The organism is Streptomyces pristinaespiralis (genome assembly GCF_001278075.1).
GTDB lineage: Bacteria > Actinomycetota > Actinomycetes > Streptomycetales > Streptomycetaceae > Streptomyces > Streptomyces pristinaespiralis.
In genome coordinates this window covers 2991384-3015293 of the sequence record NZ_CP011340.1, presented here as the reverse complement: position 1 = coordinate 3015293, position 23910 = coordinate 2991384, and the positions used below count along the sequence as shown (strand labels likewise).

Here is a 23910-nt window from a genome sequence, read left to right as displayed (position 1 = left end):
ACGAGGTGGTCCTGAACGAACTCGCGCAAGGGCTCAGACCGACGGCCGAGGGTGTCGAGTGGTTCGAGGGCCTTGCGGAGGAGGACCAACGCAAGGTCCTGCACGCACTGGTGCTGTTCTGCGGGCAGGCCCGCGCCTGCGAGGATGATGTGCCTGAGAGCATTGCGCGTTCTGGCATTCGTCCCACTCACACGCCGGCGGTGATGCTCACGAAGTGGCGCTTCGGGATGGAAGCACTCCCGGCTTATGAACTCACCAAGTCGTTCCGCCTGCTCATCGCCCTGTTCAGCATCGCGGATGCTCGCCGGCGGATGCTGCATTGTGCCGATGGGTGCGGCCACGAGTGGCACAACCTTTCGTATCTGCGGCAGGACGCAATCTTTCTTGCCCTGGGTCTTGCCGGGGATCTTGGTGAGCGCCATCACGGCCGCCGAGACTCCTGTGACTCGACGCTCCGACGTGATCAACCTACGTGCCTCAATCCCCACCACGATCAGCGTTTGATGCGGCTGCGCATGGCGAGGATGGCCAGCGCGAGCAGTACGGGTTCGGTGAAACGGCTGACCATCTCGATGTAAGTGCCCCAGGTGGTGAGGTCCTGGCCGCTGGAGCGGAACACGACGGAGTTCAGCACCACCCGGAAGGCCTGATCGAGGCGCTCCCCAGTAAACCGGTCACCTAGCCGTAGCGTCAGCTCCGGGTTCTGCTCGTCCACAATCAGCGTCACCGGTCCGCCGCCGGCCGGAATGGCGCCGGAGGCCACCTGTTGCGGGGATGAGTCGGGCAGGCCGAGCCCCATGATGAGCACGACGGTGACTGCCATGGCCGCCACCAGCCAGCCCAGGGCGCGTGAGGCACGCAGGCCGTAGCCGGACACCAGCCAGTAGGCCCACAGCAGACCCCGTTCACCAGGTGGGGTGCCGGTGTAGTCGTGGCGGCGCATCTCCATCTCGCCGTAGTAGAAGTCTGCGGCGCCGGGCTCGTTCTTGCCGTCCTCGAACGCTTTGCGCAACTGCCGGTAGATGGCGGCCACATCTTCCGGGTCGGGGGTCTGGTCGTGGTCGGGGTGGTGCGGTCCGGTTCGCCAGTATCGGGGGGAGGAGGGCTGTCCGAGGGGCGTGGCAGGCCGGCCAGAAGCTTGGGCGCGCCAGTGGTGTTCCTCGGCCAGGGTGCGCCGGGGACTCCATCGGCAGAGCCATATGTGGTGACTGTGGCGGGGGCCGGTGGGGGTGGGGGCGAAGGTGCAGCGGCCTTCCAGACGGAGCTGGTCCAGGTGGAAGGCCCCGGCGAACAGGCAGTCGCTCAGGTCGGTGTCGGTAAGCATCAGGTGCGCGGCGTCCACCCCGCGCACGGAGACCACGCATACCCGGTCCTCCAGGCTTTGTAGCAGACGCTCGTCCACCGCCGTACCGGTGTCGGTGGTGAAGGGAGCAGGGTGGGCGGTGACCGCCACGGGGAACAACAGCACCGCGTGACTGAGGTCCACGGTCGCGTAGCGCAGGCGCAGCGTTGCCGTCGACTCCCAGCGCGTCCTCTCGCAGCGCACCTCCTCACGCGCCGCGATCTCCAGCGTCACGGGCACCTCGAACACCGCACCGGACAGATCCACCGTCCCCGTACACACCACCGGACCGAACCGCGTCATCTCAACAAATCGCGCTCCGGCGAACGCGACGTGACCGGCGAATCGCGCCTCGCGGAACCCGGCGGGGCCGGAGAACGTCGCCCGGTCGAACACGGCGTCCCCAGTCACGTGCGTCTCGTTGAACCGGGCGGCGTTGGAAAACTGCGCTCCGCCGAACTGGGCACCGCCGGAAAACTGCACCCTGTCGAACACAGCGACGCCGGAAAACTGCGCTCCGCTGAACCGGGCGCCGTGGGCGAACTGCGCTCCACCGAACCGGGCGCCGTCGGCGAACTGCGCTCCACTGAAACCGGCGTCACCGGCGAACCGCACCTCGCTGAACACGGCGTCGCCGGAAAACTGAGCCTGATCAAACCGGGAGAGGCGGGAGAACTGCACCCGGCCGAACGCGGCAGGGCCGGAGAACTCAGCCGCTCTGAACCAGGCAGAGCCGGCAAACTCAGCCTGATCGAAACGAGCGCCTCCGGAGAACCGTGCCCGGTCGAACAGAGCTTCACCGAAGCGGCACTTCTGGGTGGCGGGGTCATGGAGGGCTTGGAGAAGGGATTGAAGGAGGAGCCGTGTGAAGGGGGTGCCGCGGTGGTCGATGTCCGCGCCGGGGTGCAAGCCGGTCAGGTAGGCGTCGCGATCGGTGTCGTCCGAGGTGGGCCAGGCATGCGGTGCGGCCTGGCGCATGGATGCCGCGACAGCCGACGGGGTCAGTGCCGGGGTCGGCGCCATGCCCACAGTGCGGCCAGGGAGGCGGGGCTGGCGCGAGGGCCGGTGGGGTGCTCATGTCCTGATGGCTCCGGGACTATCGGCTCGTGACAGGCGATCAGCAGCACCCTGTCACCGCGGAACCAGCCACCGCGGAACGTTCAAGAAACTGAACGCCGTATCGCGTTCCTTGCTCCTTTGCCATCGAGGGCCGCTGAGCACGAGGCGGCCGACTCTTAACCAATGCCATCAGCAACTCAGGATCTCTGGGCATCTCGAGCATCTGCGACTTCGCACGATGCACGTGATCGAACGAGAAGCGCGGGCGACCTGACTTGTCAGTCCACAGCCACACAGGTCGCATGCGGCCATCGATAATCCTTCTTCCCCCGAGGCATGCAGGCATCATGCTCCGACGAGGTCCCGATCGCCAGACCGCGGCAGCGAGGGTCGGGACCTGCTGGCCGTCCCGTCCACGCAACACTCGAGGTGTGTGATGACGCTTGTTCCTCAAAGCGATTTCGAGCGGCTCACCTGCGGCAATGTTCCAAGATCCTTTCCACGCCTCGTCCACAGACCTCGGCATGCGCCAGCTTCGAGCGGCATACGGCTGCACATACGCGAAGACCCCGGCCTCAGCGTTTCCGCTGGTGACGGGGTCTTGGACACACTTACACAGTGTGCCCCCGGCAGGATTCGAACCTGCGCACACGGCTCCGGAGGCCGTTGCTCTATCCCCTGAGCTACGGGGGCGTGCGCCGCGCTGCTGCGTGGCGACGGGTAGAACACTACCAGCTCCCGAAGGGTCACTGTGAACAGGTATTTAGGGTCCGGGGGAACAGGTTCCTGAGGCCCCGCGGAGCGGGTTTCCCGGGTGTCGAGCCGGCTGCCCGGGCAGCCGCCCCGGCACCTCCCGTGGACCTGTCCGAGTCCCGCACCGGCCGGTGCGGTCCTGGTTGTACACCGACCCGGGCCGTCCCGGTTGCGTGGTTACCCCGCCGTGGGCGCAGTCGAGCGTCCGTACCCGGCCCCGCCCCGTACACGATCAATCGGCCGCTCGCTCCCCTCCTTCCCGCCCTTCGCCCGCACGGGTCGGAAGTGGGCAAAACCCGGACGCAGCCCTGTCCGCGGACCTACTCTCGAGTTGTGTCCGGCGTGTCCGGCCGAGTGCTCGTTGTCGATGACAACCGGGTGATTCGGCAGCTGATCAGGGTCAACCTCGAGCTGGAGGGCTTCGAGGTCGTGACCGCGGCCGATGGTGCCGAGTGTCTGGATGTGGTGCATCACGTGCAGCCGGACGTCATCACCCTCGACGTCGTCATGCCCAGGCTGGACGGTCTGCGGACCGCCGCCCTGCTGCGGGACGACCCGCGCACCCGGCACATCCCCCTCGCGATCATCAGCGCGTGTACGCAGTACGAGGTCGACTGCGGTGTCGCCGCCGGAGTGGACGCCTTCCTCGCCAAGCCCTTCGAGCCGGCCGAGCTGGTGCGGGTCGTACGGCAGTTGACCCATCGCGAGCCCAGGGATCCCAGAGGACCCCGGGACTCCCGCGAGTCCGGGGAGGGTGGCCCGCCGTCCCTCGACGGCAGGCACGAGGCCGGGCAGGCGGAGAGCGCCAGAGGTTGACCGCGCCCAGCCGGAGGTCGACCGCGCCCCCGACCGCGGAGTGCCTGACATCGACGGGCCCCGCCACCGCCGCCGGCTCTACCGCGCACGCCGCCGCCGTCACCGCCCCCACCACCCCCACAGTGCCCGCATCGCGAAACCGGTTCGCGGAGTGCCCCCCTTCCTCCCATACGCTTGTCCCGTGACCCCCGCAGAGCTCTCCCGTACCGTGCGGCACGCCGTGTGCCGTGCCGTGGAGGACGGTGCGCTGCGCGTCGACGCCCCTCGCGACGTCAAGGTCGAGCGGCCCCGCCCCGGCGGGCGCGGGGACTACGCCACCGGGATCGCGCTGCGCCTGGCGCGGCAGGCCGGGCGGCCGGCCGTAGAAGTGGCTGCGGAGCTGGGCCACCGCATCGCCGCCGCCCCCGGGATCGCCGCCGTCGACATCACCGGGCCCGGATTCCTCAACATCACCCTCGAGCCCGACACCCAGCAGGGCCTCGTAAGGGACGTCCTGGAGCGCGGCGAGAAGTACGGATGGACCGACCTGACCGGGGCCGTCGAGGAGATCACCTACCGCGCCGACGTACGGGCAGCCGTCATCGCCGACACCCTGCGCCGGATCCGGTTGTCGCAGGGCACCCCGAGCCGGACCCTCTGCGAAGGCGCCGCCGACCCGGGTTGGGCAGGCCTCGGCGTGCGTATCGAAGCCGAGCACGCGCACGGCCGGCCGCGTACGGACGTCGCCCCCGTTCCGGCCGCCGACGACGCGGCCACCCTCCTGCGGCGCCTCGGCGTGGACGCCACCCGCTGGGGACTGCTCGCCGCCGCGGCGCACGACCGGCCCCTGACGGACCACCCCACCGCGCACGAGTCCACCGCACACGAACCCCCCACGCACCGGCCCCCGACCGGCCCGTCCCCGGCCGACGCGTCCCCGACCGGCCCGTCCGCGGCGCCCACCCCGGCCCGGCCCGCCGACCGCAGGTCCGCGACAACGCACCCGCGGGCGACCGCCCACACCCCGCACCCCCTCCTCCTCCACCACGAACGCAACCCCCTCTTCCGTGTGCGCTACGCTCACGCCCGCGCCCGCGCCCTCTCCCGCAACGCCGCGCAGCTCGGGTTCGCCGGCAGCCCGGACGAGCATGTCGACGCGCCCGCTCTCACCGCCGCCGTCGGCGGTCATCCGGCCGTGCTCGCGGACGCCGCCCGCCTCGGTGCGCCCGACCGGCTCGCCCGGCATCTGGAAGTCACCGCCGACGCTCTCCTCTCCTTCCAGAGCAGCGCTCAGCACAGCGTGCTGCCCGTCGGGGACGAGAAACCCTCGGCCGCCCACCGTTCGCGGCTGGCCCTTGCCGAGGCCGCCGGGACGGTGCTCGCCGGTGGCCTGTCCCTGCTCGGTATCAGCGCGCCCGACCATCTGTGAGACGTGAGAGAGACCAGATTCCGATGAGCCGATCCGCACACCCCGCCGGTCCCCGTCATGCCGATGTCCTCCCCGAGGGGCACTACACGGCACCGCCCACCGACCTGAACGCCCTCGACCCGAAGGTGTGGGCCGGCACCGTCACCCGCAACGAGGACGGTGTCGTGTCCGTCGGCGGGATCGAAGTGACCAGGCTGGCGGAGGAGTTCGGGACCCCGGCCTACTTCCTCGACGAGGCCGACTTCCGTGCCCGCTGCCGCGCCTGGGCCGCCGCCTTCGGCAAGGACGCGGACGTGTTCTACGCGGGCAAGGCGTTTCTGTCCCGGGCGATCGTCAGGTGGCTGAAGGAGGAGGGGCTCAACCTCGACGTCTGCTCGGGCGGCGAGCTGGCGACGGCGCTGGCCGCCGGGATGCCCGCGGAGCGCATCGCCTTCCACGGCAACAACAAGTCGGTCGAGGAGATCGAGCGGGCGGTGGAGGCCGGCGTCGGCCGGATCGTGCTCGATTCGTTCCAGGAGATCGTCCGGGTCGCCCACATCGCCCAGCGCGCGGGGAAGCGGCAGCGGGTGCAGATCCGGGTGACCGTCGGCGTCGAGGCCCACACGCACGAGTTCATCGCCACGGCCCACGAGGACCAGAAGTTCGGCATCGCGCTGGCCGGCGGTCAGGCCGCGGAGGCGGTGCGCCGCGCGCTGAAGCTGGACGGGCTCGAGCTGATCGGGATCCACTCGCACATCGGGTCGCAGATCTTCGACATGGCCGGCTTCGAGGTCTCCGCCCGCCGGGTCGTGCAGCTGCTCGCCGAGGTGCGGGACGAGCACGGTGTCGAGCTGCCCGAGATCGACCTCGGTGGCGGCCTCGGCATCGCGTACACCTCCGAGGACGATCCGCGTGAGCCGCACGAGATCGCCAAGTCCCTGACCGAGATCGTCACCCGCGAGTGCGAGGCCGCCGGACTGCGGCCGCCCCGCATCTCCGTCGAGCCGGGCCGCGCGATCGTCGGGCCCACCGCCTTCACCCTGTACGAGGTCGGCACGGTCAAGCCGCTCGAGGGGCTGCGTACCTATGTGAGCGTCGACGGCGGCATGTCGGACAACATCCGCACCGCGCTGTACGACGCCGAGTACAGCGTCGCGCTGGTGTCGAGGACCTCTGAGGCGGCTCCCATGCTCAGCCGGGTCGTCGGCAAGCACTGTGAGAGCGGCGACATCGTGGTCAAGGACGCGTTCCTGCCGGCCGACCTCGCACCGGGCGATCTGATCGCCGTGCCGGCCACCGGCGCGTACTGCCGTTCCATGGCCAGCAACTACAACCACGCACTTCGCCCGCCCGTCGTCGCCGTCGCGGACGGCGAGGCGCGGGTGATCGTCCGGCGTGAGACGGAGGAAGATCTCCTGCGTCTCGATGTCGGATAGTTGAGATAGATGTCTCGCATGCCGGACGGAGGATAGAAACTCCGGTTCGGTGGGTGAGACTGGTCCACATCCAAGAAGTAATGAGAAGCGAGGTCGGATGATGCGTACGCGTCCGCTGAAGGTGGCGCTGCTGGGCTGTGGAGTGGTCGGCTCAGAGGTGGCGCGCATCATGACGACGCACGCCGACGACCTCGCCGCGCGGATCGGCGCCCCGGTGGAGCTCGCCGGGGTCGCCGTGCGCCGGCCGTCGAAGGTGCGCGAGGGCATCGACCCGGCGCTCATCACCACGGACGCGACCGCGCTCGTGAAACGCGGCGACATCGACGTGGTCATCGAGGTCATCGGCGGCATCGAGCCCGCCCGCACCCTCATCACCACCGCGTTCGAGCACGGCGCCTCCGTGGTCTCCGCCAACAAGGCGCTGCTCGCCGAGGACGGCGCGACGCTGTACGCCGCCGCCGAGCAGCACGGCCGTGACCTGTACTTCGAGGCCGCCGTCGCCGGTGCGATCCCGCTGATCAGGCCGCTGCGCGAGTCCCTCGCCGGCGACAAGGTCAACCGCGTCCTCGGCATCGTCAACGGCACGACCAACTTCATCCTCGACAAGATGGACAGCTCGGGGGCCGGATACTCCGAGGCGCTGGACGAGGCGACCGCCCTCGGCTACGCCGAGGCCGACCCGACCGCCGACGTCGAGGGCTTCGACGCGGCCGCCAAGGCCGCCATCCTCGCCGGGATCGCCTTCCACACCCGGGTGCGCCTCGACGACGTCTACCGCGAGGGCCTCACCGAGGTCACCGCCGCCGACATGGCCTCCGCCCGCCGCATGGGCTGCACCGTCAAGCTCCTCGCGATCTGCGAGCGGGCGGCGGACGGGCAGTCGGTGACGGCCCGCGTGCACCCCGCGATGATCCCGCTCAGCCACCCGCTGGCGTCGGTCCGCGAGGCGTACAACGCCGTCTTCGTCGAGGCCGAGGCCGCCGGGCAGCTGATGTTCTACGGCCCCGGCGCCGGCGGCTCGCCCACCGCGTCCGCCGTGCTCGGCGACCTCGTCGCCGTGTGCCGCAACAAACTCGCCGAGGCGACGGGGCCCGGCGAGTCGGCGTACACCCAACTGCCCGTGAGCCCGATGGGTGACGTGGTGACGCGCTACCACATCAGCCTCGACGTGGCCGACAAGCCGGGCGTTCTCGCCCAGGTGGCGACGGTCTTCGCCGAGCACGGCGTATCCATCGATACGGTGCGCCAGCAGGGCAAGGACGGCGAGGCGTCTCTCGTCGTCGTCACCCACCGCGCGCCCGACGCCGCCCTTTCCGGGACCGTCGAAGCGCTGCGCAAGCTCGACACCGTGCGCGGTGTCGCCAGCATCATGCGTGTTGAAGGGGAGTAAGGGACCCATGACCACCAACGGCACCCACCAGTGGCGCGGCATCATCGAGGAGTACCGGGACCGCCTTCCGGTCACGGACGCGACGCCGGTCGTCACGCTCCGTGAGGGTGGCACGCCGCTCGTCCCGGCGCAGGTCCTCTCCGAGCGCACGGGCTGCGAGGTGCACCTCAAGGTCGAGGGCGCCAACCCCACCGGGTCCTTCAAGGACCGGGGTATGACGATGGCCATCACCCGGGCCAAGGAGGAGGGCGCGCAGGCCGTCATCTGTGCCTCCACCGGCAACACCTCCGCCTCCGCCGCCGCGTACGCGGTGCGAGCCGGGATGGTCTGCGCGGTCCTCGTGCCGCAGGGCAAGATCGCCCTCGGCAAGATGGGCCAGGCCCTGGTCTACGGGTCGAAGATCCTTCAGGTCGACGGCAACTTCGACGACTGCCTGAACCTGGCCCGCAGCCTCTCGGAGAACTACCCGGTGGCGCTGGTCAATTCGGTCAACCCGTACCGGATCGAGGGTCAGAAGACCGCGTCCTTCGAGATCGTCGACGCGCTCGGCGACGCCCCCGACATCCATGTGCTGCCCGTCGGCAACGCCGGCAACATCACGGCGTACTGGAAGGGGTACAAGGAGTACTCCGCGGACGGCATGTCCTCCCGCACGCCCCGTATGTGGGGTTTCCAGGCTTCCGGCTCCGCGCCGATCGTGCGCGGCGAGGTCGTGAAGGACCCGTCGACGATCGCCACCGCGATCCGGATCGGCAATCCCGCGTCCTGGACACAGGCGATCGCCGCTCGCGACGAGTCGGGCGGCTTCATCGACGAGGTGACGGACCGTGAGATCCTGCGCGCCTACCGTCTGTTGGCGTCGCAGGAGGGTGTCTTCGTCGAGCCGGCGTCGGCCGCGTCCGTCGCCGGTCTGCTGAAGGCCGCCGAGCAGGGCAAGGTCGATCCGGGCCAGAAGATCGTGTGCACGGTCACCGGCAACGGTCTGAAGGACCCCGACTGGGCGGTCGCCGGAGCGCCCCAGCCGGTCACCGTCCCGGTCGACGCGGCCGCGGCGGCGGAGCGTCTCGGGCTGGCGTAGCCCGACGGCACGGAGCATCTGGCGTGATCAGGGCGGCTCGCGGCCCTGATCCGGCCGGAAGACCGCTTGTGCCCGTCCAGTTGCCCTACTGGAAAGTATGGCAACCCGGACAACGTCACACGTAGAGGCACAGGAGGCTCGCGACACGCATCGTGCGCCTCCTGTGCGCCCTATGTCGCAGGTGAACCTTCCTTCGATAGGCTGTACCCGAACCCGGCCCGCCGCATATGCGCGGTGTCGTTGCCGTCGCGGTGTTTCCACCGCCGAGGCCCACGGGTATTCCTGCCTCTCGAACCAATCGTGTACATCCCGCAGTTCAGAACCAAGGAGAGTCGTCGAGCGATGGCCGGTCCAGCGTTCCGCGCCGCCGCCGTCCGGGTGCGCGTCCCCGCAACCAGCGCCAATCTCGGTCCGGGCTTCGATGCCCTCGGGCTGTCGCTCGGTCTGTACGACGACGTGGTCGTCCGGGTCGCGGACTCCGGTCTGCACATCGACATCGCCGGTGAGGGCGCGTCGACCCTGCCCCGGGACGAGAACCACCTGCTGGTACGGGCCCTGCGCACGGCCTTCGACCTGCTCGGCGGACAGCCGCGCGGCCTCGAGGTCGTCTGCGCCAACCGCATCCCGCACGGCCGCGGTCTCGGGTCCTCCTCGGCCGCGATCTGCGCCGGCATCGTCGCCGCCCGCGCCGTGACGATAGGGGGCGACGCGAAGCTCGACGACGTGGCGCTGCTCGAGCTCGCGACCGAGATCGAGGGCCACCCCGACAACGTCGCCGCCTGTCTCCTCGGCGGTTTCACCCTCGCCTGGACCGAATCGGGAGCGGCGCGCGCGATCAGGATGGATCCCGCCGATTCCGTCGTTCCGGTGGTTTTCGTTCCGTCCAAGCCGGTGCTCACGGAGACGGCCCGCGGGCTTCTCCCGCGTACCGTGCCGCATGTCGACGCCGCCGCCAACGCGGGCCGGGCCGCCCTCCTCGTCGAGGCGCTGACCAGGCGTCCTGAGCTGCTGCTGCCCGCCACGGAGGACCGTCTCCACCAGGAGTACCGGGCCCCGGCGATGCCGCAGAGCGTCGATCTGGTGAACCGACTGCGCGCCGACGGCGTTCCCGCAGTCATCTCCGGCGCGGGCCCCACGGTGCTCGCGCTGGCCGAGGACAGTGCGGCCGACAAGGTCGCACGGCTGGCGGGCGAGGGATGGGCGGCCAACCGGCTCGCCTTCGACGCCGCGGGTGCGAGCGTTCTGCCGCTCGCGCCCTAGGGACACACGTTTGCCACACGATTGCCGGTGAGAGAGAGGGGGAATGTTTGTTGGAGCCGGTAGTGTTAACCTCAAGTCAGCGGTCGTCGTCCTCACGACGCGGCGCTTTGCGTCCCTCATCGGGACCACCATTCTTCCGGGAGCCTCCCCAAACTGCCTGAGCAGCCTGCCTGAGCAGTTTCGAGCACGCTCCGGAACCGGCACGACACCCCTCGCTTTTTCCAGGAGTGGGCCGAGCAGGGGGACCTCGGGCCGGACCTTGCACGTATGCATGTATCTCTCTCCGCCGTCAATTCTCCGGCGGGACCACCGCTCCGGCACGGCCCACACCCAGGACCGCAGCCGGACAGCACAACCGGTCGCCGAGCCAGAAGGCCGACGTCCGCTCCAGGGAAGGACCCTTCGTGAGCGACACCACCGATCTGATGGGCGTGACTGCCGACAACAACGTCGACAACGCCGCGCCCGCCGCAGGTGCTGCCTCGGGCACCACCTCACGGCGCCGCCGCTCCGGCACCGGCCTCGAGGGCATGGTCCTGGCCGAGCTGCAGCAGGTCGCGTCCGGCCTCGGCATCAGGGGCACCGCGCGTATGCGCAAGAGCCAGCTGATCGAGGTCATCAAGGAGGCGCAGGCCGGAGGGAGCTCCCCGGCGAAGAGCGCCGAGGCGGGCGCCGAGGCCCCTGCCAAGCCCAAGCGCCGCGCCACGTCGAAGACCCGCACGGGTGACGAGGCCGCTGCCCCCGCCGCCGAGAAGGCGGAGAAGGCCGACAAGGCCGAGAAGGCCGTCGCCCAGCAGCAGATCGACATCCCGGGACAACCGGCCGGAGGCATCGCCCAGGCCGCAGGCTCCGGGGGAGACGACCAGCCCGCCGGTGAGCGCCGCCGCCGCCGCGCCACGGCGCAGGCGGGCAGCCCGGACACCCGCACCGAGGCCCGCGGGGACACCGCCGTCGAGGTCAAGACCGACGTCAAGACCGACGAGCGGCCCGAGGCCAAGGCCGACACCGCCGTGGACACCGCGGAAGGCCGCCGTGACCGTCAGCGTGGCGACCGCGCCGACCGTGGGGACCGCGCCGAGCGTGGCGACCGGGGCGAGCGCGGGGACCGCGGCGAGCGCCGTGAGCGTCAGCGTGACCGCCGCGGCAAGGGCGACGACCAGCAGCAGCAGGGCGGCGGCCAGCGCCAGCAGCGCCAGGGCGGCCAGCAGAGCACCGGCCCCCAGGACGACTTCGACGACGAGGCCGGTGGCCGTCGCGGACGCCGCGGCCGCTACCGCGACCGCCGTGGCCGCCGTGGCCGTGACGACTTCCAGGCCGGCGAGCCGCAGGTCTCCGACGACGACGTCCTGATCCCCGTCGCGGGCATCCTGGACATCCTCGACAACTACGCGTTCATCCGGACCTCCGGCTACCTGCCCGGCCCGAACGACGTGTACGTCTCCCTCGCCCAGGTCCGCAAGAACGGCCTGCGCAAGGGTGACCACGTCACCGGTGCCGTGCGCCAGCCCAAGGAAGGCGAGCGCCGCGAGAAGTTCAACGCGCTGGTCCGCCTGGACTCGGTCAACGGCATGGCGCCCGAATCGGGCCGCGGCCGCCCCGAGTTCAACAAGCTGACCCCGCTGTACCCGCAGGACCGGCTGCGTCTCGAGACCGACCCGGGCGTGCTGACGACCCGGATCATCGACCTCGTCGCGCCGATCGGCAAGGGCCAGCGAGGCCTGATCGTGGCCCCGCCGAAGACCGGCAAGACCATGATCATGCAGGCGATCGCCAACGCGATCACCCACAACAACCCCGAGTGCCACCTGATGGTCGTCCTCGTCGACGAGCGTCCGGAAGAGGTCACCGACATGCAGCGGTCGGTGAAGGGCGAGGTCATCTCCTCGACCTTCGACCGTCCCGCCGAGGACCACACCACCGTCGCCGAGCTGGCCATCGAGCGCGCCAAGCGCCTCGTCGAGCTGGGTCACGACGTGGTCGTCCTGCTGGACTCGATCACCCGCCTCGGCCGCGCCTACAACCTGGCGGCCCCGGCCTCCGGACGCATCCTGTCCGGTGGTGTCGACTCGACCGCGCTCTACCCGCCGAAGCGCTTCTTCGGCGCCGCGCGCAACATCGAGGACGGCGGCTCGCTGACCATCCTGGCCACCGCGCTGGTCGACACCGGCTCGCGGATGGACGAGGTGATCTTCGAGGAGTTCAAGGGCACCGGCAACGCGGAGCTCAAGCTCGACCGCAAGCTCGCCGACAAGCGCATCTTCCCGGCGGTGGACGTCGACGCGTCCGGCACCCGTAAGGAAGAGATCCTGCTCGGCAGCGACGAGCTCGCCGTCACCTGGAAGCTGCGTCGTGTGCTGCACGCGCTCGACCAGCAGCAGGCGATCGAGCTGCTGCTCGACAAGATGAAGCAGACCAAGTCGAACGGCGAGTTCCTGCTGCAGATCCAGAAGACGACTCCGTCGGCCGGCAACGGCAACGACTGAGAGAGCTTCGCCACAGCCGCCGGGCCCGCCAAGGGCCCGGCGCGGGACCACCGGTCCTCCTCCACCACCGGCAGAAACCGCTGGTGACCGAGGGGACCAGGTCCCTGGAGCTGTCCCTCGGGCCCATCGCGCACCGCGCGGTGGGCCCGAGGCGTTCTCAGGGAGTTCTCACCGGGCCGTGCAACGCTTCTCGCTGCTCCGACGTCTGAGCAACCACGACAAACCGCGCCTGAACACCACCACCGGGGGTAGCGGGAGCAGCGAGAGCCGAGGAGAGCATGAGCGAGCAGAGCAGCAGCGGCGGCCGAATACTCCGCCCAGGGGGCGTGGCGGGACCCCCGAGGGGCGGCAGACGCCGTAAGCGGCCCACGAAGGCCCGCAGGACCTGGACGGTCGTCGCATGGGTCGCGGCCGCCCTGGTGCTCGTCGGCGGCTCCGGTCTCGGCCTCCTCTACTTCAAGCTCAACGGGAACCTCCAGGGCGTCGACATCGAGTCCGCCCTCGGCGAGGACCGCCCGAAGAACGTCGACAACGGCTCCATGGACATCCTGGTGCTCGGTTCCGACTCCCGTTCCGGCGCGAATTCCGAGTACGGCGACGACGACGGCGCGGCCCGCTCGGACACCGCGATGGTCGTGCACGTCTACCAGGGCCACAAGAGCGCCGGCGTGGTGTCCGTACCGCGCGACACCCTGGTGGGGCGGCCCGAGTGCACCGGCCGCGACGGCACCACCGTCCCCGGCGAGAAGCGGGCGATGTTCAACAGCGCGTACGAGGTCGGCGGGCCCGCCTGCGCCGTGAAGACGGTCGAGGCGATGTCCGGGATCCGCATGGACCACTACATCGAGGTCGACTTCACGGGCTTCAAGAAGCTCATCGACGAGCTCGGCGGCGTCGACATCACCACCACGCGGCCGATCGACGACAGCAAGAGCCACCTGAGCCTCGCCCCCGGCACCCACAGCCTGGACGGGGAGCAGGCGCTCGGCCTCGTACGCACCCGCAAGAGCGTGGGCGACGGCAGCGACCTCGGCCGCATCCAGCTCCAGCAGGCCTTCATGAAGGCGTTCATCGACCAGGTCAAGGACGTCGGAGTGTTCAGCAGCCCGAAGAAGCTCCTGGACCTCGCCGACGCCGGCACCAAGGCGATCACGCCCGACTCCGGGCTGGACTCCGTGAACGAGCTGATGGGCTTCGCCAGAGGGCTCAGCTCCCTCGGCGCGGAGGACGTCGACATGATCACGATGCCGGTGGAGTACGACCCGGCCGACCCCAACCGGGTCGTCCCCGTCGAGACCGGCGCCCGGCAGGTGTGGACGGCGCTCAAGCAGGACCGGCCGATCCCGGCCTCCGCGGTGCGGGACTCCGCGGGCGACAAGGGCGACGCCGCCACCGTCGTGAAGAGCCCGTAATACCCACTCCGGCCCCCAGGAATACTTCAGCCCCCACCCCGGTTTTGGGAGATACGGCCGGTCCTGGCAGACTGGTACGTCGGCCCCGGTTCACGTACGAGCATCCCCGCCCGTGCGACCCGGTGCCCTCCCGAACCTAGGAGACACCTTGAAGCGCGACATCCACCCCGAGTACGTCGAGACCCAGGTCAGCTGCACCTGCGGCGCGTCGTTCACCACCCGCAGCACGATCCAGAGCGGCAACATCCGCGCCGAGGTCTGCTCCGAGTGCCACCCGTTCTACACGGGCAAGCAGAAGATCCTCGACACCGGTGGCCGTGTGGCCCGCTTCGAGGCCCGCTTCGGCAAGGCTGCCGGCTCCGCCAAGAAGTAGCGAGCCATTGCGCCGGTCCTCGGCCGCCCCTCCGGGGTGGCCGGGACCGGCGCTTTGTCCGTTCTGAGCAGCCACCGCAGCCACCCCTTCGTGTACGGAACCAGGAGCCATCGATGTTCGAAGCGGTCGAGGAACTGATCGGCGAGCACGCCGATCTGGAGAAGAAGCTCGCCGACCCTTCGGTCCACGCCGACCAGGCGAACGCGCGCAAGCTGAACAAGCGCTACGCCGAGCTGACGCCCATCGTCGGCACGTACCGCGCCTGGAAGCGGACCGGCGAGGACATCGGGACGGCCCGTGAACTGGCCCAGGACGACCCGGACTTCGCCGCCGAGGTGAAGGACCTGGAGAAGGAGCGCGAGGCGCTCACCGAGAAGCTGCGGCTGCTGCTCGTCCCGCGCGACCCCAGCGACGACAAGGACGTCATCCTCGAGGTCAAGGCCGGCGCGGGCGGCGACGAGTCCGCCCTCTTCGCGGGCGACCTGCTGCGGATGTACCTGCGCTACGCGGAGCGCGTCGGCTGGAAGACCGAGATCATCGACTCCACCGAGTCCGAGCTCGGCGGCTACAAGGACGTCCAGGTCGCCGTCAAGACCAAGGGCGGCCAGGGCGCGACCGAGCCCGGCCAGGGCGTCTGGGCGCGGCTGAAGTACGAGGGCGGGGTGCACCGCGTGCAGCGCGTGCCCGCCACCGAGTCGCAGGGCCGTATCCACACCTCCGCGGCCGGTGTGCTGGTCACGCCGGAGGCCGAGGAGATCGACGTCGAGATCCACGCCAACGACCTGCGCATCGACGTCTACCGCTCGTCCGGTCCCGGCGGCCAGTCCGTCAACACGACCGACTCCGCCGTGCGCATCACGCACCTGCCGACCGGCATCGTCGCCTCCTGCCAGAACGAGAAGAGCCAGCTCCAGAACAAGGAGCAGGCCATGCGTATCCTGCGCTCCAGGCTGCTCGCCGCAGCCCAGGAGGAGGCCGAGAGCAAGGCCGCGGACGCCCGCCGCAGCCAGGTCCGAACGGTCGACCGGTCGGAGAAGATCCGTACGTACAACTTCCCGGAAAACCGGATCTCGGACCACCGCGTCGGCTTCAAGGCGTACAACTTGGACCAGGTGCTCGACGGTGACCTGGACGCCGTGATCCAGGCGTGCGTCGACGCCGACTCCGCCGCCAAGCTCGCGGCTGCCCAGTAGCCCGCGAACCGGCGGAGCCGGTGCAGTACCCAGCAGTCCCGTAGGTCCAGGAATCGTCCGCACGAGCGTCACAGGAAGGGTAGGCACGTGAACCTGCTGCTTGCCGAGGTGGCCCAGGCCACCCAGCGGCTGGCCGACGCCGGCGTGCCGTCACCGCGGTTCGACGCGGAGGAACTCGCCGCGTTCGTGCACGGCGTGAAGCGGGGCGAGCTCCACAACGTCAAGGACGCGGACTTCGACGCCCGCTACTGGGAGGCCGTCGCCCGCAGGGAGGCGCGCGAGCCGCTCCAGCACATCACCGGGCGCGCCTTCTTCCGCTACCTGGAGCTCCAGGTCGGCCCCGGAGTGTTCGTGCCGCGCCCCGAGACCGAGTCGGTCGTCGGATGGGCGATAGAAGCCGTGCGTGCCATGGACGTCGTAGAGCCGCTCATCGTCGACCTGTGTTCCGGCTCCGGCGCCATCGCCCTCGCGATGGCCCAGGAAGTGCCGCGTTCGCGCGTGCACGCCGTGGAGCTGTCCGAGGACGCCCTGAAGTGGACCCGTAAGAACGCCGAGGGATCCCGCGTCACCGTCCACCACGGCGACGCGCTCACCGCGCTGCCCGAGCTCGACGGCCAGGTCGACCTGGTCATCTCCAACCCGCCGTACATCCCGCTCACCGAGTGGGAGTACGTCGCACCCGAGGCGCGCGACCACGACCCGCAGATGGCCCTGTTCTCCGGCGAGGACGGCCTGGACACCATCCGCGGTATCGAACGCACCGCGCACCGGCTGCTGAGGCCCGGCGGTCTCGTCGTCATCGAGCACGCCGACACCCAGGGCGGCCAGGTGCCGTGGATCTTCAACGAGGAATCCGGGTGGGCCGACGCAGCCGACCACCCCGACCTGAACAAGCGGCCGCGGTTCGCCACCGCCCGCAAGGCCATGCCATGACCAAGCAGATGACCAAGCACGTGTACGAGGAGGCCCGCTGATGGCTCGGCGATACGACTGCAACGACGCGACGGATCGCACCACCGGCCTGCGTGAGGCCGCATCGGCCGTCCGCCGCGGCGAGCTCGTCGTGCTGCCCACCGACACCGTGTACGGCATCGGTGCGGACGCCTTCAGCCCCGAGGCCGTCGCCGACCTGCTCGAGGCCAAGGGACGCGGCAGGAACATGCCCACCCCTGTCCTCATCGGCTCGCCCAACACCCTGCACGGGCTCGTCACCGACTTCTCCGAGCAGGCGTGGGAGCTCGTCGACGCCTACTGGCCCGGCGCGCTGACCCTGGTCACCAAGCACCAGCCGTCCCTGCAGTGGAACCTCGGTGACACCCGTGGCACCGTCGCGATCCGGATGCCGCTGCACCCCGTCGCCATCGAACTGCTCACCGAGGTCGGCCCGATGGCCGTCTCCAGCGCCAACCTCACGGGACACCCCTCGCCAGAGGACTGCGACGCCGCGCAGGGGATGCTCGGCGACTCCGTCTCCGTCTACCTCGACGGCGGCCCGACGCCCGGCATCGTGCCGTCGTCGATCGTCGACGTCACCGGCAAGGTGCCGGTCCTGCTGCGTGAGGGCGCCCTGTCCGCGGACGAGCTGCGCAAGGTCGTACCAGACCTCGAGGTGGCCAATTGACCGCCCCTGAGGGGCGTGGCATAGCGGAAACCAGCAGCACGGGCCAGGCCTTCCGCATCCTCCACGTCAGCACCGGCAACGTCTGCCGCTCGCCCATCACCGAGCGGCTGACCCGCCATGCCCTGAGCGACCGCCTCGGCGATCCCCTCACGGGCGGCCTGATCGTGGAGAGCGCCGGCACCTGGGGCCACGAGGGCGCCCCGATGGAGGCCAACGCCGAGATCGTCCTCGCGGACTTCGGCGCGGACGCGAGCGGGTTCGTCGGGCGGGAACTGCTCGACGAGCACGTCATCCGCGCGGACCTCGTCCTGACGGCCACCCGCGACCATCGCGCGCAGGTCATCTCGATGGGCCACTCGGCGGGCCTGCGGACCTTCACGCTCAAGGAGTTCACGCGCCTCGTGCGCGCCATAGACCCTGCAACCCTCCCGGACCCCCGCGAGGACGGCGTCGTCGAGCGTGCGCGCGCGCTGGTGCGGGCGGCGGCGGCCCTGCGGGGCTGGCTGCTGGCCCCGAGCCCGGACGCGGACGAGGTGTTCGATCCGTACGGGGCGCCGATCACGTTCTTCCGTTCGATCGGCGACGAGATCCACCAGGCGCTGGACCCGGTGGTCACGGCGCTGACGGGGGTACGGGCGCGGTCCTGACGGCGGGGCGCGTGGCCGCGGATGCGGGGCCGCCGGGGGCGGGCTGTTCCGTGGCCGCCGCGTAGGGGACGAGTCCCCGCGCGCGCCGCGTCGCCGGTCTCGCGCGCATGGCGCGGTCGCGCCTCAGTCGCCGGCGGGGCTGGAGCTGCCCTCGCCGACGCGCCCGTGAAGGCCGACGCCCGCCCGCAGGCGCGTCGGCTGCGCACAGCGGCACGCACGCCCGTCCGTGGGCCTGGCACGGCCCAGGCCGAGGCGGGGTTCGAAGCCCCGCCCACAGGCGCACCCGGTCCGGCCCGCCCGGGGGAGTGGGGACTCCTTCCGGAGTCCGCAGGGACAGGAGCAGGCGTCCGGGACCCGTGCCGGTTCCGGGCAGTGCGAGTACGTCCCACGGCCGCCGGGCGGTTGGGGGAGTCCGCGGGGACAGCCGCAGGCAACCGGGTCGGGGACCCGCACCGGTTCCGGGAAGTGTGGGCGCGTCCCACGGCCGCCGGGCCGGACGGGGAGTCCGCGGGGACAGCCGCAGGCAACCGGGTCGGGGACCCGCACCGGTTCCGGGAAGTGTGGGCGCGTCCCACGGCCGCCGGGCCGGACGGGGAGTCCGTGGGGACAGGAGCAGGCGTCCGGGACCCGTGCCGGTTCCGGGAAGTGCGAGCACGTCCCACGAACGCCGGGCGGTTAGGGGACTCCGCGGGGACAGCAGCAGGCAACGGGTCCGGGACCTGTGGCGGTTCCGGGATGTCTGGCGCGTCCCACGAACGCCGGGCGGTCAGGGGACTCCGCAGGGACAGGCGCAGGCATCCGCGGTCCGGGGCCCGCAAAGGTTCCGGGCAGTGCGAGCACGTCCCACGGCCGCCGGGCCGGACGCGGAGTCCGAGAGGACAGCCGCAAGGCGGCCCGGCGCCCGTAACCGTCTTGCGCACGTGCCGCGCGGCCGCGCTCCGCCGGTTCTACATTGGATGTGCCGCAGCTCCCCCCGAGGCCCCGGAGCCGTCATGTCCGTCACCGATGAAGCCCGCGCAGTGCCTTCCGTGCCGTCGACGGCTTTCGAGGCACTGCGCCGCCAGGATCCCCAGATCGCGGACATCCTCTTCGGGGAGTCGCAGCGGCAGGCAACCACCCTTCAGCTCATCGCCGCGGAGAACTTCACCTCCCCCGCGGTGCTCGCCGCCCTCGGGTCGCCGCTCGCCAACAAGTACGCGGAGGGCTATCCGGGCGCCCGCCATCACGGCGGTTGCGAGCTCGTCGACGCCGCCGAGCGCATCGCCATCGAGCGGGCGACGGCTCTCTTCGGCGCCGAACACGCCAATGTGCAGCCGCACTCCGGCTCCTCCGCGGTCCTCGCGGCGTACGCGGCCCTGCTGCGCCCCGGTGACACGGTGCTCGCCATGGGGCTCCCGTACGGCGGGCACCTCACGCACGGTTCGCCGGCGAACTTCTCCGGCCGGTGGTTCGACTTCGTCGCCTACGGGGTGGACGCGGAGACCGGGCTCATCGACTACCCCCAGGTGCGCCATCTGGCCCGGCAGCACCGGCCGAAGGCGATCGTCTGCGGCTCGATCTCCTATCCCCGCCATCCCGACTACGAGGCGTTCCGCGACATCGCGGACGAGGTCGGCGCCTATCTGATCGCGGACGCCGCGCACCCCATCGGTCTCGTCGCCGGCGGCGCGGCGCCGAATCCCGTGCCGTACGCGGACGTGGTGTGCGCCACCACCCACAAGGTCCTGCGCGGTCCGCGCGGCGGGATGATCCTGTGCGGCTCGGAGCTGGCGGAGCGCATCGACCGGGCGGTGTTCCCGTTCACCCAGGGCGGGGCCCAGATGCACACGATCGCCGCGAAGGCCGTCGCCTTCGGGGAGGCGGCGACGCCCGCGTTCACCGCGTACGCGCACCAGGTCGTCGCGAACGCGCGGGAACTGGCCGACGCGCTCGCCGCGGAGGGCTTCGCCGTGCTGACGGACGGCACGGACACCCACATCGTCGGCGCGGACACGGCGCCTCTCGGCATCGACGGCAGGGTGGCCCGTGGCCGGCTCGCCGCCGCCGGCATCGTCCTGGACACCTGCGCGCTGCCGTACGGGGACGGACGGGGCATCCGGCTCGGTACCGCCGCCGTCACCACGCAGGGCATGGGCCGGAGGGAGATGGGCCGGATCGCGACGCTGTTCACGGCGGCGCTGCGGGAGCAGGGGGAGCCGCACGACATCCGTGGAAAGGTGCAGGGTCTCGTCGCGGGATTCCCTCCGTTCGCGGGGTAGCAGCATTGCTGTGCCGTCGGCGTGCAACCATCACGGAGCCCCGCGTGTCCTCAAGCATGTGGCTACCACAGCTAAGGTGTGGGGCTGAGATGGCCAGCGATTCCTGTGGGGCAGCCCGTGCGTGATTACCTGCTGACGCTATGTGTCACGGCCGCGGTGACGTATCTGCTCACCGGGCCGGTGAGGAAGTTCGCCATCGCCACCGGCGCGATGCCGGAGATCCGCGCCCGTGACGTGCACCGCGAGCCGACACCCCGGCTCGGCGGCATCGCCATGTTCTTCGGCCTGTGCGCCGGACTGCTGGTCGCCGACCATCTGGAGAACCTGAACAGTGTCTTCGAGCTGTCGAACGAACCACGCGCGCTGCTGTCCGGCGCCGCCCTGATCTGGATCATCGGCGTCCTGGACGACAAGTTCGAGATCGACGCCCTGATCAAACTGGGCGGCCAGATGATCGCGGCGGGCGTCATGGTCGTACAGGGTCTGACGATCCTGTGGATCCCGGTCCCGGGCGTGGGCACCGTCTCGCTGACGAGCTGGCAGGGGACCCTGCTCACCGTCGCCCTCGTCGTCATCACCATCAACGCGGTGAACTTCGTCGACGGCCTCGACGGTCTCGCGGCCGGCATGGTCTGCATCGCGGCCGCGGCGTTCTTCCTCTACGCGTACCGGATCTGGTTCAGCTACGGCATCGAGGCGGCGTCCCCCGCCACCCTGTTCACCGCGATCCTGATGGGCATGTGCCTGGGCTTCCTGCCGCACAACATGCACCCCGCCAGGATCTTCATGGGCGACTCCGGCTCGATGCTGATCGGCCTCGTCCTCGCGGCGGCCGCGATCTCCGTGACCGGTCAGGTGGACATGGACGCCCTGCGGATCTTCGAGGGCGGTACCCGTCAGGCCACGCACGCGGCGCTGCCGGTCTTCATCCCGCTGCTGCTGCCGCTGACGATCATCGCGATCCCGGTCGCGGACCTGCTGCTGGCGATCGTCCGCCGTACGTGGAAGGGCCAGTCCCCGTTCGCGGCGGACCGCGGCCACCTCCACCACCGCCTCCTCGAGGTCGGCCACTCGCACAGCCGGGCCGTGCTGATCATGTACTTCTGGTCGGCGCTGATCGCCTTCGGCGTCGTCGCGTACTCCATCCACTCGGCGTCGATGTGGATCGTGCTCGCGGTGGTGGTGCTGAGCGCGATCGGCCTGGTGCTGTTGCTGCTGCCGCGCTTCACGCCGAGGACGCCGAACTGGGCGGAGGGCATGGTCCCGCCGCGGTATCGCCGCCGTCGGAGGACAAGGGCGGCCACGGCCGGCGGTCCCGGACGGGACGGCACGGCGGCTCCGGAGCAGGAGGAGGAGCGCGTGCCGGTCGGCGTGGGTGTCAGCGGCGTCAACGGCGCGACGGCGGTGGGACCACGGGCCCGCTTCACGGAGCGGAGCAAGGCGGACTCCGCGCGCTGAGGCCTCGCTCCCAGCGCTTTGAACCGGCCCTAGGCCGTCCGGCCGCCCAGGTTTATGGGAAGTCATGTGCCGTCCGCGCTGCCGCGTCACGCCCGGTGACGCGGCCGCGCGGGCGTGATGGCCGGGCAGCGGCCGACTCCTGTACTCCCATGGGGGCAAGTACGTGGTCTTCGGCTGACGCCTGACGGGCAGAGCGGTGCATTACCAGACAAAACACCCGCTTGTCGTGCACACACGGGCGCGTTCACTCTCATGTGTGAGAGTTGGCACACCACTGGGTAAAGACCTCATCAAATAGTTTGTGATACCGTTCACGAGACCCGGAGACAGCGCCGAAGGACCGTAGTGCGACGGTTCGTTGGCCCCCGAGGCCCATCTCGGGACCGGGCCTACGCTCGTCCATGACGACACCACTTTGCCCCCACCAGCAAGCGGAGATGCCGCCATGCCGTCCAACGACGCACGCACCCTTGTTCATGCCGCCGTACCCACCGCAGTCGCCGGCGCTGTTGCCGCCGTCGTCAGCGCTGTGGTCGCGGGTGGCAAGGGCGCGATCGGGGCGATCGTGGCCACGCTGGTGGTGATCCTCTTCATGGGCATCGGGCTCTACGTCCTGCAGCGCGTGGCGAAGTCGCTTCCGCAGCTGTTCCAGGCGATGGGTCTGATGCTCTACACAGCTCAGTTGCTGTTGCTGTTCATCTTTGTCGCGATGTTCAAGAACACCACGTTGTTCAACCCCAAGGCCTTCGCCATCACGCTGGTCGCGCTGACCCTCGTCTGGATCGGCGCGCAGACCCGCGCGCACATGAAGGCCAAGATTCTTTACGTCGAACCCGACTCCTCGACCGGCAACAAGCCCGGAAACAAGGGGCAGACGTCGTGAGGGGTAGGGCCGGTATAAAGGCGCGTTCGGGATCCTGCTATCGTCCGGTGCCAACTGCGGCATCGCGGGCGCGGGCATCTGAGCTGACGCCTGCTTATTCGCGAGGCTTGATGCCCCACTGCCGCCCCACCATTCGAAACACCAGTCCAGTGCCGAACCGCGGCTGTCTGCCGCGCCGACACAACGAGGTTGCCGTACCTATGCGCCACGCTGAAGGAGCCCGCGGTGAGTGCTGACCCGACGCAGGTGCTCGCCTTCGAGACCGACTGCCACATCTTCGACGGTTGTGGCTTTCCGGCACCGGGCCTGCACTCGTTCCTGTTCGAGCCCCTGTGGGGCGACGCGGACAGCAACCTGTACTTCAACAAGACGATGCTGCTCGCCCTGCTCGGCTCGATCATCATCGTCGGCTTCTTCTGGGCTGCCTTCCGTAAGCCCCAGGTGGTGCCCGGCAAGCTGCAGATGGTTGCCGAAGCCGGCTACGACTTCATCCGCCGTGGCATCGTCTACGAGACGATCGGCAAGCGTGAGGGCGAGAAGTACGTCCCGCTCGTGGTCTCGCTGTTCTTCTTCGTCTGGGTGATGAACCTCTGGTCGATCATCCCGCTGGCGCAGTTCCCGGTGACGTCGATCATCGCCTACCCGATGGTCCTGGCGCTGATCGTCTACATCCTGTGGGTCAGCCTGACGTTCAAGCGCCACGGCTGGGGCGGAGCGTGGAAGAACATCACCGGCTTCGACAAGTCGCTCGGCCCGGTTGCCTACCTCGCCGCGACCATCGAGCTGTTCTCGAACCTCCTGGTCCGCCCGTTCACTCACGCGGTCCGTCTCTTCGCGAACATGTTCGCGGGTCACACGCTGCTGCTGCTCTTCACGATCGCCAGCTGGTACCTGCTGAACGGCATCGGCTTCGCCTACGCCGGCGTCTCGTTCGTGATGGTCGTCGTCATGACGGCATTCGAACTCTTCATCCAGGCGGTTCAGGCGTACGTCTTCGTCCTCCTGACCTGCACCTACATCCAGGGCGCGCTCGCCGAGCACCACTGAGTCCCGCTCGCCCG

The 23910-nt window shown here is 70.1% G+C and carries 19 protein-coding genes and 1 tRNA gene; 18 read left to right on the top strand and 2 right to left on the bottom strand.

Features of this window, described 5'->3' with window-relative positions:
• Positions 1–5: 5 nt before the first annotated feature.
• Positions 6–578 carry a DUF5958 family protein gene (locus tag SPRI_RS39285; RefSeq protein ID WP_234020369.1) on the top strand — a complete coding sequence of 191 codons (573 nt, stop codon included), beginning with the start codon at positions 6–8 and terminating at the stop codon, positions 576–578.
• On the opposite strand, the gene SPRI_RS12465 is transcribed toward SPRI_RS39285, so the two are convergent.
• Together SPRI_RS12465 and SPRI_RS12460 are read right to left on the bottom strand one after the other, a co-directional pair.
• Positions 494–2365 (bottom strand): pentapeptide repeat-containing protein, encoded by a 1872-nt coding sequence (locus tag SPRI_RS12465; protein WP_324615996.1) that lies wholly within the window; start codon positions 2363–2365, stop codon positions 494–496. The genes SPRI_RS39285 and SPRI_RS12465 overlap by 85 nt on opposite strands.
• Positions 2366–3022: 657 nt before the next feature.
• Positions 3023–3094, bottom strand: a tRNA-Arg gene (locus SPRI_RS12460).
• Between the two features lie 345 nt (positions 3095–3439).
• Here SPRI_RS12460 and SPRI_RS12455 point away from each other — a divergent pair.
• From SPRI_RS12455 to atpB, 17 genes are all read left to right on the top strand, one after another.
• The gene (locus SPRI_RS12455; protein WP_078535254.1) at positions 3440–3970 is read left to right on the top strand and encodes a response regulator; all 531 of its coding nucleotides are present in this window, start codon (positions 3440–3442) and stop codon (positions 3968–3970) included.
• 181 nt (positions 3971–4151) lie between these two features.
• A complete protein-coding gene (gene nrtL / locus SPRI_RS12450) occupies positions 4152–5378 on the top strand; it encodes an ArgS-related anticodon-binding protein NrtL (RefSeq protein ID WP_053556925.1) in 1227 nt (408 codons plus the stop codon).
• Positions 5379–5401: 23 nt separating this feature from the next.
• The gene (gene lysA / locus SPRI_RS12445) at positions 5402–6793 is read left to right on the top strand and encodes a diaminopimelate decarboxylase (protein ID WP_005311889.1); all 1392 of its coding nucleotides are present in this window, start codon (positions 5402–5404) and stop codon (positions 6791–6793) included.
• A gap of 100 nt (positions 6794–6893) precedes the next feature.
• Entirely contained in the window at positions 6894–8183 is a 1290-nt protein-coding gene (locus tag SPRI_RS12440) for a homoserine dehydrogenase (protein ID WP_037776291.1), read from the top strand.
• A gap of 7 nt (positions 8184–8190) precedes the next feature.
• Complete coding sequence (gene thrC, locus SPRI_RS12435; RefSeq protein WP_005311885.1) at positions 8191–9261, top strand: threonine synthase; 1071 nt, start codon at positions 8191–8193, stop codon at positions 9259–9261.
• Positions 9262–9603: 342 nt separating this feature from the next.
• On the top strand, positions 9604–10521 hold the full coding sequence (thrB, locus tag SPRI_RS12430; protein WP_037773743.1) for a homoserine kinase: 918 nt from the start codon (positions 9604–9606) through the stop codon (positions 10519–10521).
• 404 nt (positions 10522–10925) lie between these two features.
• Positions 10926–13004, top strand: coding sequence for a transcription termination factor Rho (rho, locus tag SPRI_RS12425; protein WP_037773741.1), 2079 nt, complete (start codon positions 10926–10928; stop codon positions 13002–13004).
• Between the two features lie 278 nt (positions 13005–13282).
• Positions 13283–14416, top strand: a complete 1134-nt coding sequence (locus SPRI_RS12420) for an LCP family protein (RefSeq protein ID WP_037773739.1) — start codon at positions 13283–13285, stop codon at positions 14414–14416.
• Positions 14417–14564: 148 nt separating this feature from the next.
• The gene (rpmE, locus tag SPRI_RS12415; RefSeq protein ID WP_005311879.1) at positions 14565–14789 is read left to right on the top strand and encodes a 50S ribosomal protein L31; all 225 of its coding nucleotides are present in this window, start codon (positions 14565–14567) and stop codon (positions 14787–14789) included.
• Between the two features lie 113 nt (positions 14790–14902).
• The gene (prfA, locus tag SPRI_RS12410; protein WP_005311877.1) at positions 14903–15982 is read left to right on the top strand and encodes a peptide chain release factor 1; all 1080 of its coding nucleotides are present in this window, start codon (positions 14903–14905) and stop codon (positions 15980–15982) included.
• 87 nt (positions 15983–16069) lie between these two features.
• Entirely contained in the window at positions 16070–16915 is an 846-nt protein-coding gene (gene prmC, locus SPRI_RS12405) for a peptide chain release factor N(5)-glutamine methyltransferase (protein ID WP_005311874.1), read from the top strand.
• Between the two features lie 40 nt (positions 16916–16955).
• Positions 16956–17603, top strand: coding sequence for an L-threonylcarbamoyladenylate synthase (locus SPRI_RS12400; RefSeq protein ID WP_005311872.1), 648 nt, complete (start codon positions 16956–16958; stop codon positions 17601–17603).
• Positions 17600–18250 (top strand): arsenate reductase/protein-tyrosine-phosphatase family protein, encoded by a 651-nt coding sequence (locus SPRI_RS12395; protein WP_005311870.1) that lies wholly within the window; start codon positions 17600–17602, stop codon positions 18248–18250. The genes SPRI_RS12400 and SPRI_RS12395 overlap by 4 nt, the downstream gene beginning before the upstream one ends.
• Positions 18251–19242: 992 nt before the next feature.
• Positions 19243–20508, top strand: a complete 1266-nt coding sequence (locus tag SPRI_RS12390; RefSeq protein ID WP_005311868.1) for a serine hydroxymethyltransferase — start codon at positions 19243–19245, stop codon at positions 20506–20508.
• Between the two features lie 117 nt (positions 20509–20625).
• Complete coding sequence (locus SPRI_RS12385; RefSeq protein ID WP_005311866.1) at positions 20626–21966, top strand: MraY family glycosyltransferase; 1341 nt, start codon at positions 20626–20628, stop codon at positions 21964–21966.
• A 445-nt stretch (positions 21967–22411) separates the two neighbouring features.
• Positions 22412–22849, top strand: a complete 438-nt coding sequence (locus tag SPRI_RS12380) for a hypothetical protein (RefSeq protein ID WP_005311864.1) — start codon at positions 22412–22414, stop codon at positions 22847–22849.
• A gap of 225 nt (positions 22850–23074) precedes the next feature.
• Positions 23075–23896 carry a F0F1 ATP synthase subunit A gene (gene atpB / locus SPRI_RS12375; protein WP_037773738.1) on the top strand — a complete coding sequence of 274 codons (822 nt, stop codon included), beginning with the start codon at positions 23075–23077 and terminating at the stop codon, positions 23894–23896.
• The last annotated feature ends 14 nt before the right edge of the window (positions 23897–23910 follow it).

Excerpts from the sequence above, each read along its gene's own strand:
- SPRI_RS12465 (WP_324615996.1), bottom strand. The coding sequence starts at position 2,365 with ATGGCGCCGACCCCGGCACTGACCCCGTCGGCTGTCGCGGCATCCATG.
- lysA (WP_005311889.1), top strand. The coding sequence starts at position 5,402 with ATGAGCCGATCCGCACACCCCGCCGGTCCCCGTCATGCCGATGTCCTC.
- SPRI_RS12440 (WP_037776291.1), top strand. The coding sequence starts at position 6,894 with ATGCGTACGCGTCCGCTGAAGGTGGCGCTGCTGGGCTGTGGAGTGGTC.
- thrC (WP_005311885.1), top strand. The coding sequence starts at position 8,191 with ATGACCACCAACGGCACCCACCAGTGGCGCGGCATCATCGAGGAGTAC.
- thrB (WP_037773743.1), top strand. The coding sequence starts at position 9,604 with ATGGCCGGTCCAGCGTTCCGCGCCGCCGCCGTCCGGGTGCGCGTCCCC.
- SPRI_RS12420 (WP_037773739.1), top strand. The coding sequence starts at position 13,283 with ATGAGCGAGCAGAGCAGCAGCGGCGGCCGAATACTCCGCCCAGGGGGC.
- prfA (WP_005311877.1), top strand. The coding sequence starts at position 14,903 with ATGTTCGAAGCGGTCGAGGAACTGATCGGCGAGCACGCCGATCTGGAG.
- SPRI_RS12400 (WP_005311872.1), top strand. The coding sequence starts at position 16,956 with ATGGCTCGGCGATACGACTGCAACGACGCGACGGATCGCACCACCGGC.
- SPRI_RS12390 (WP_005311868.1), top strand. The coding sequence starts at position 19,243 with ATGTCCGTCACCGATGAAGCCCGCGCAGTGCCTTCCGTGCCGTCGACG.
- SPRI_RS12380 (WP_005311864.1), top strand. The coding sequence starts at position 22,412 with ATGCCGTCCAACGACGCACGCACCCTTGTTCATGCCGCCGTACCCACC.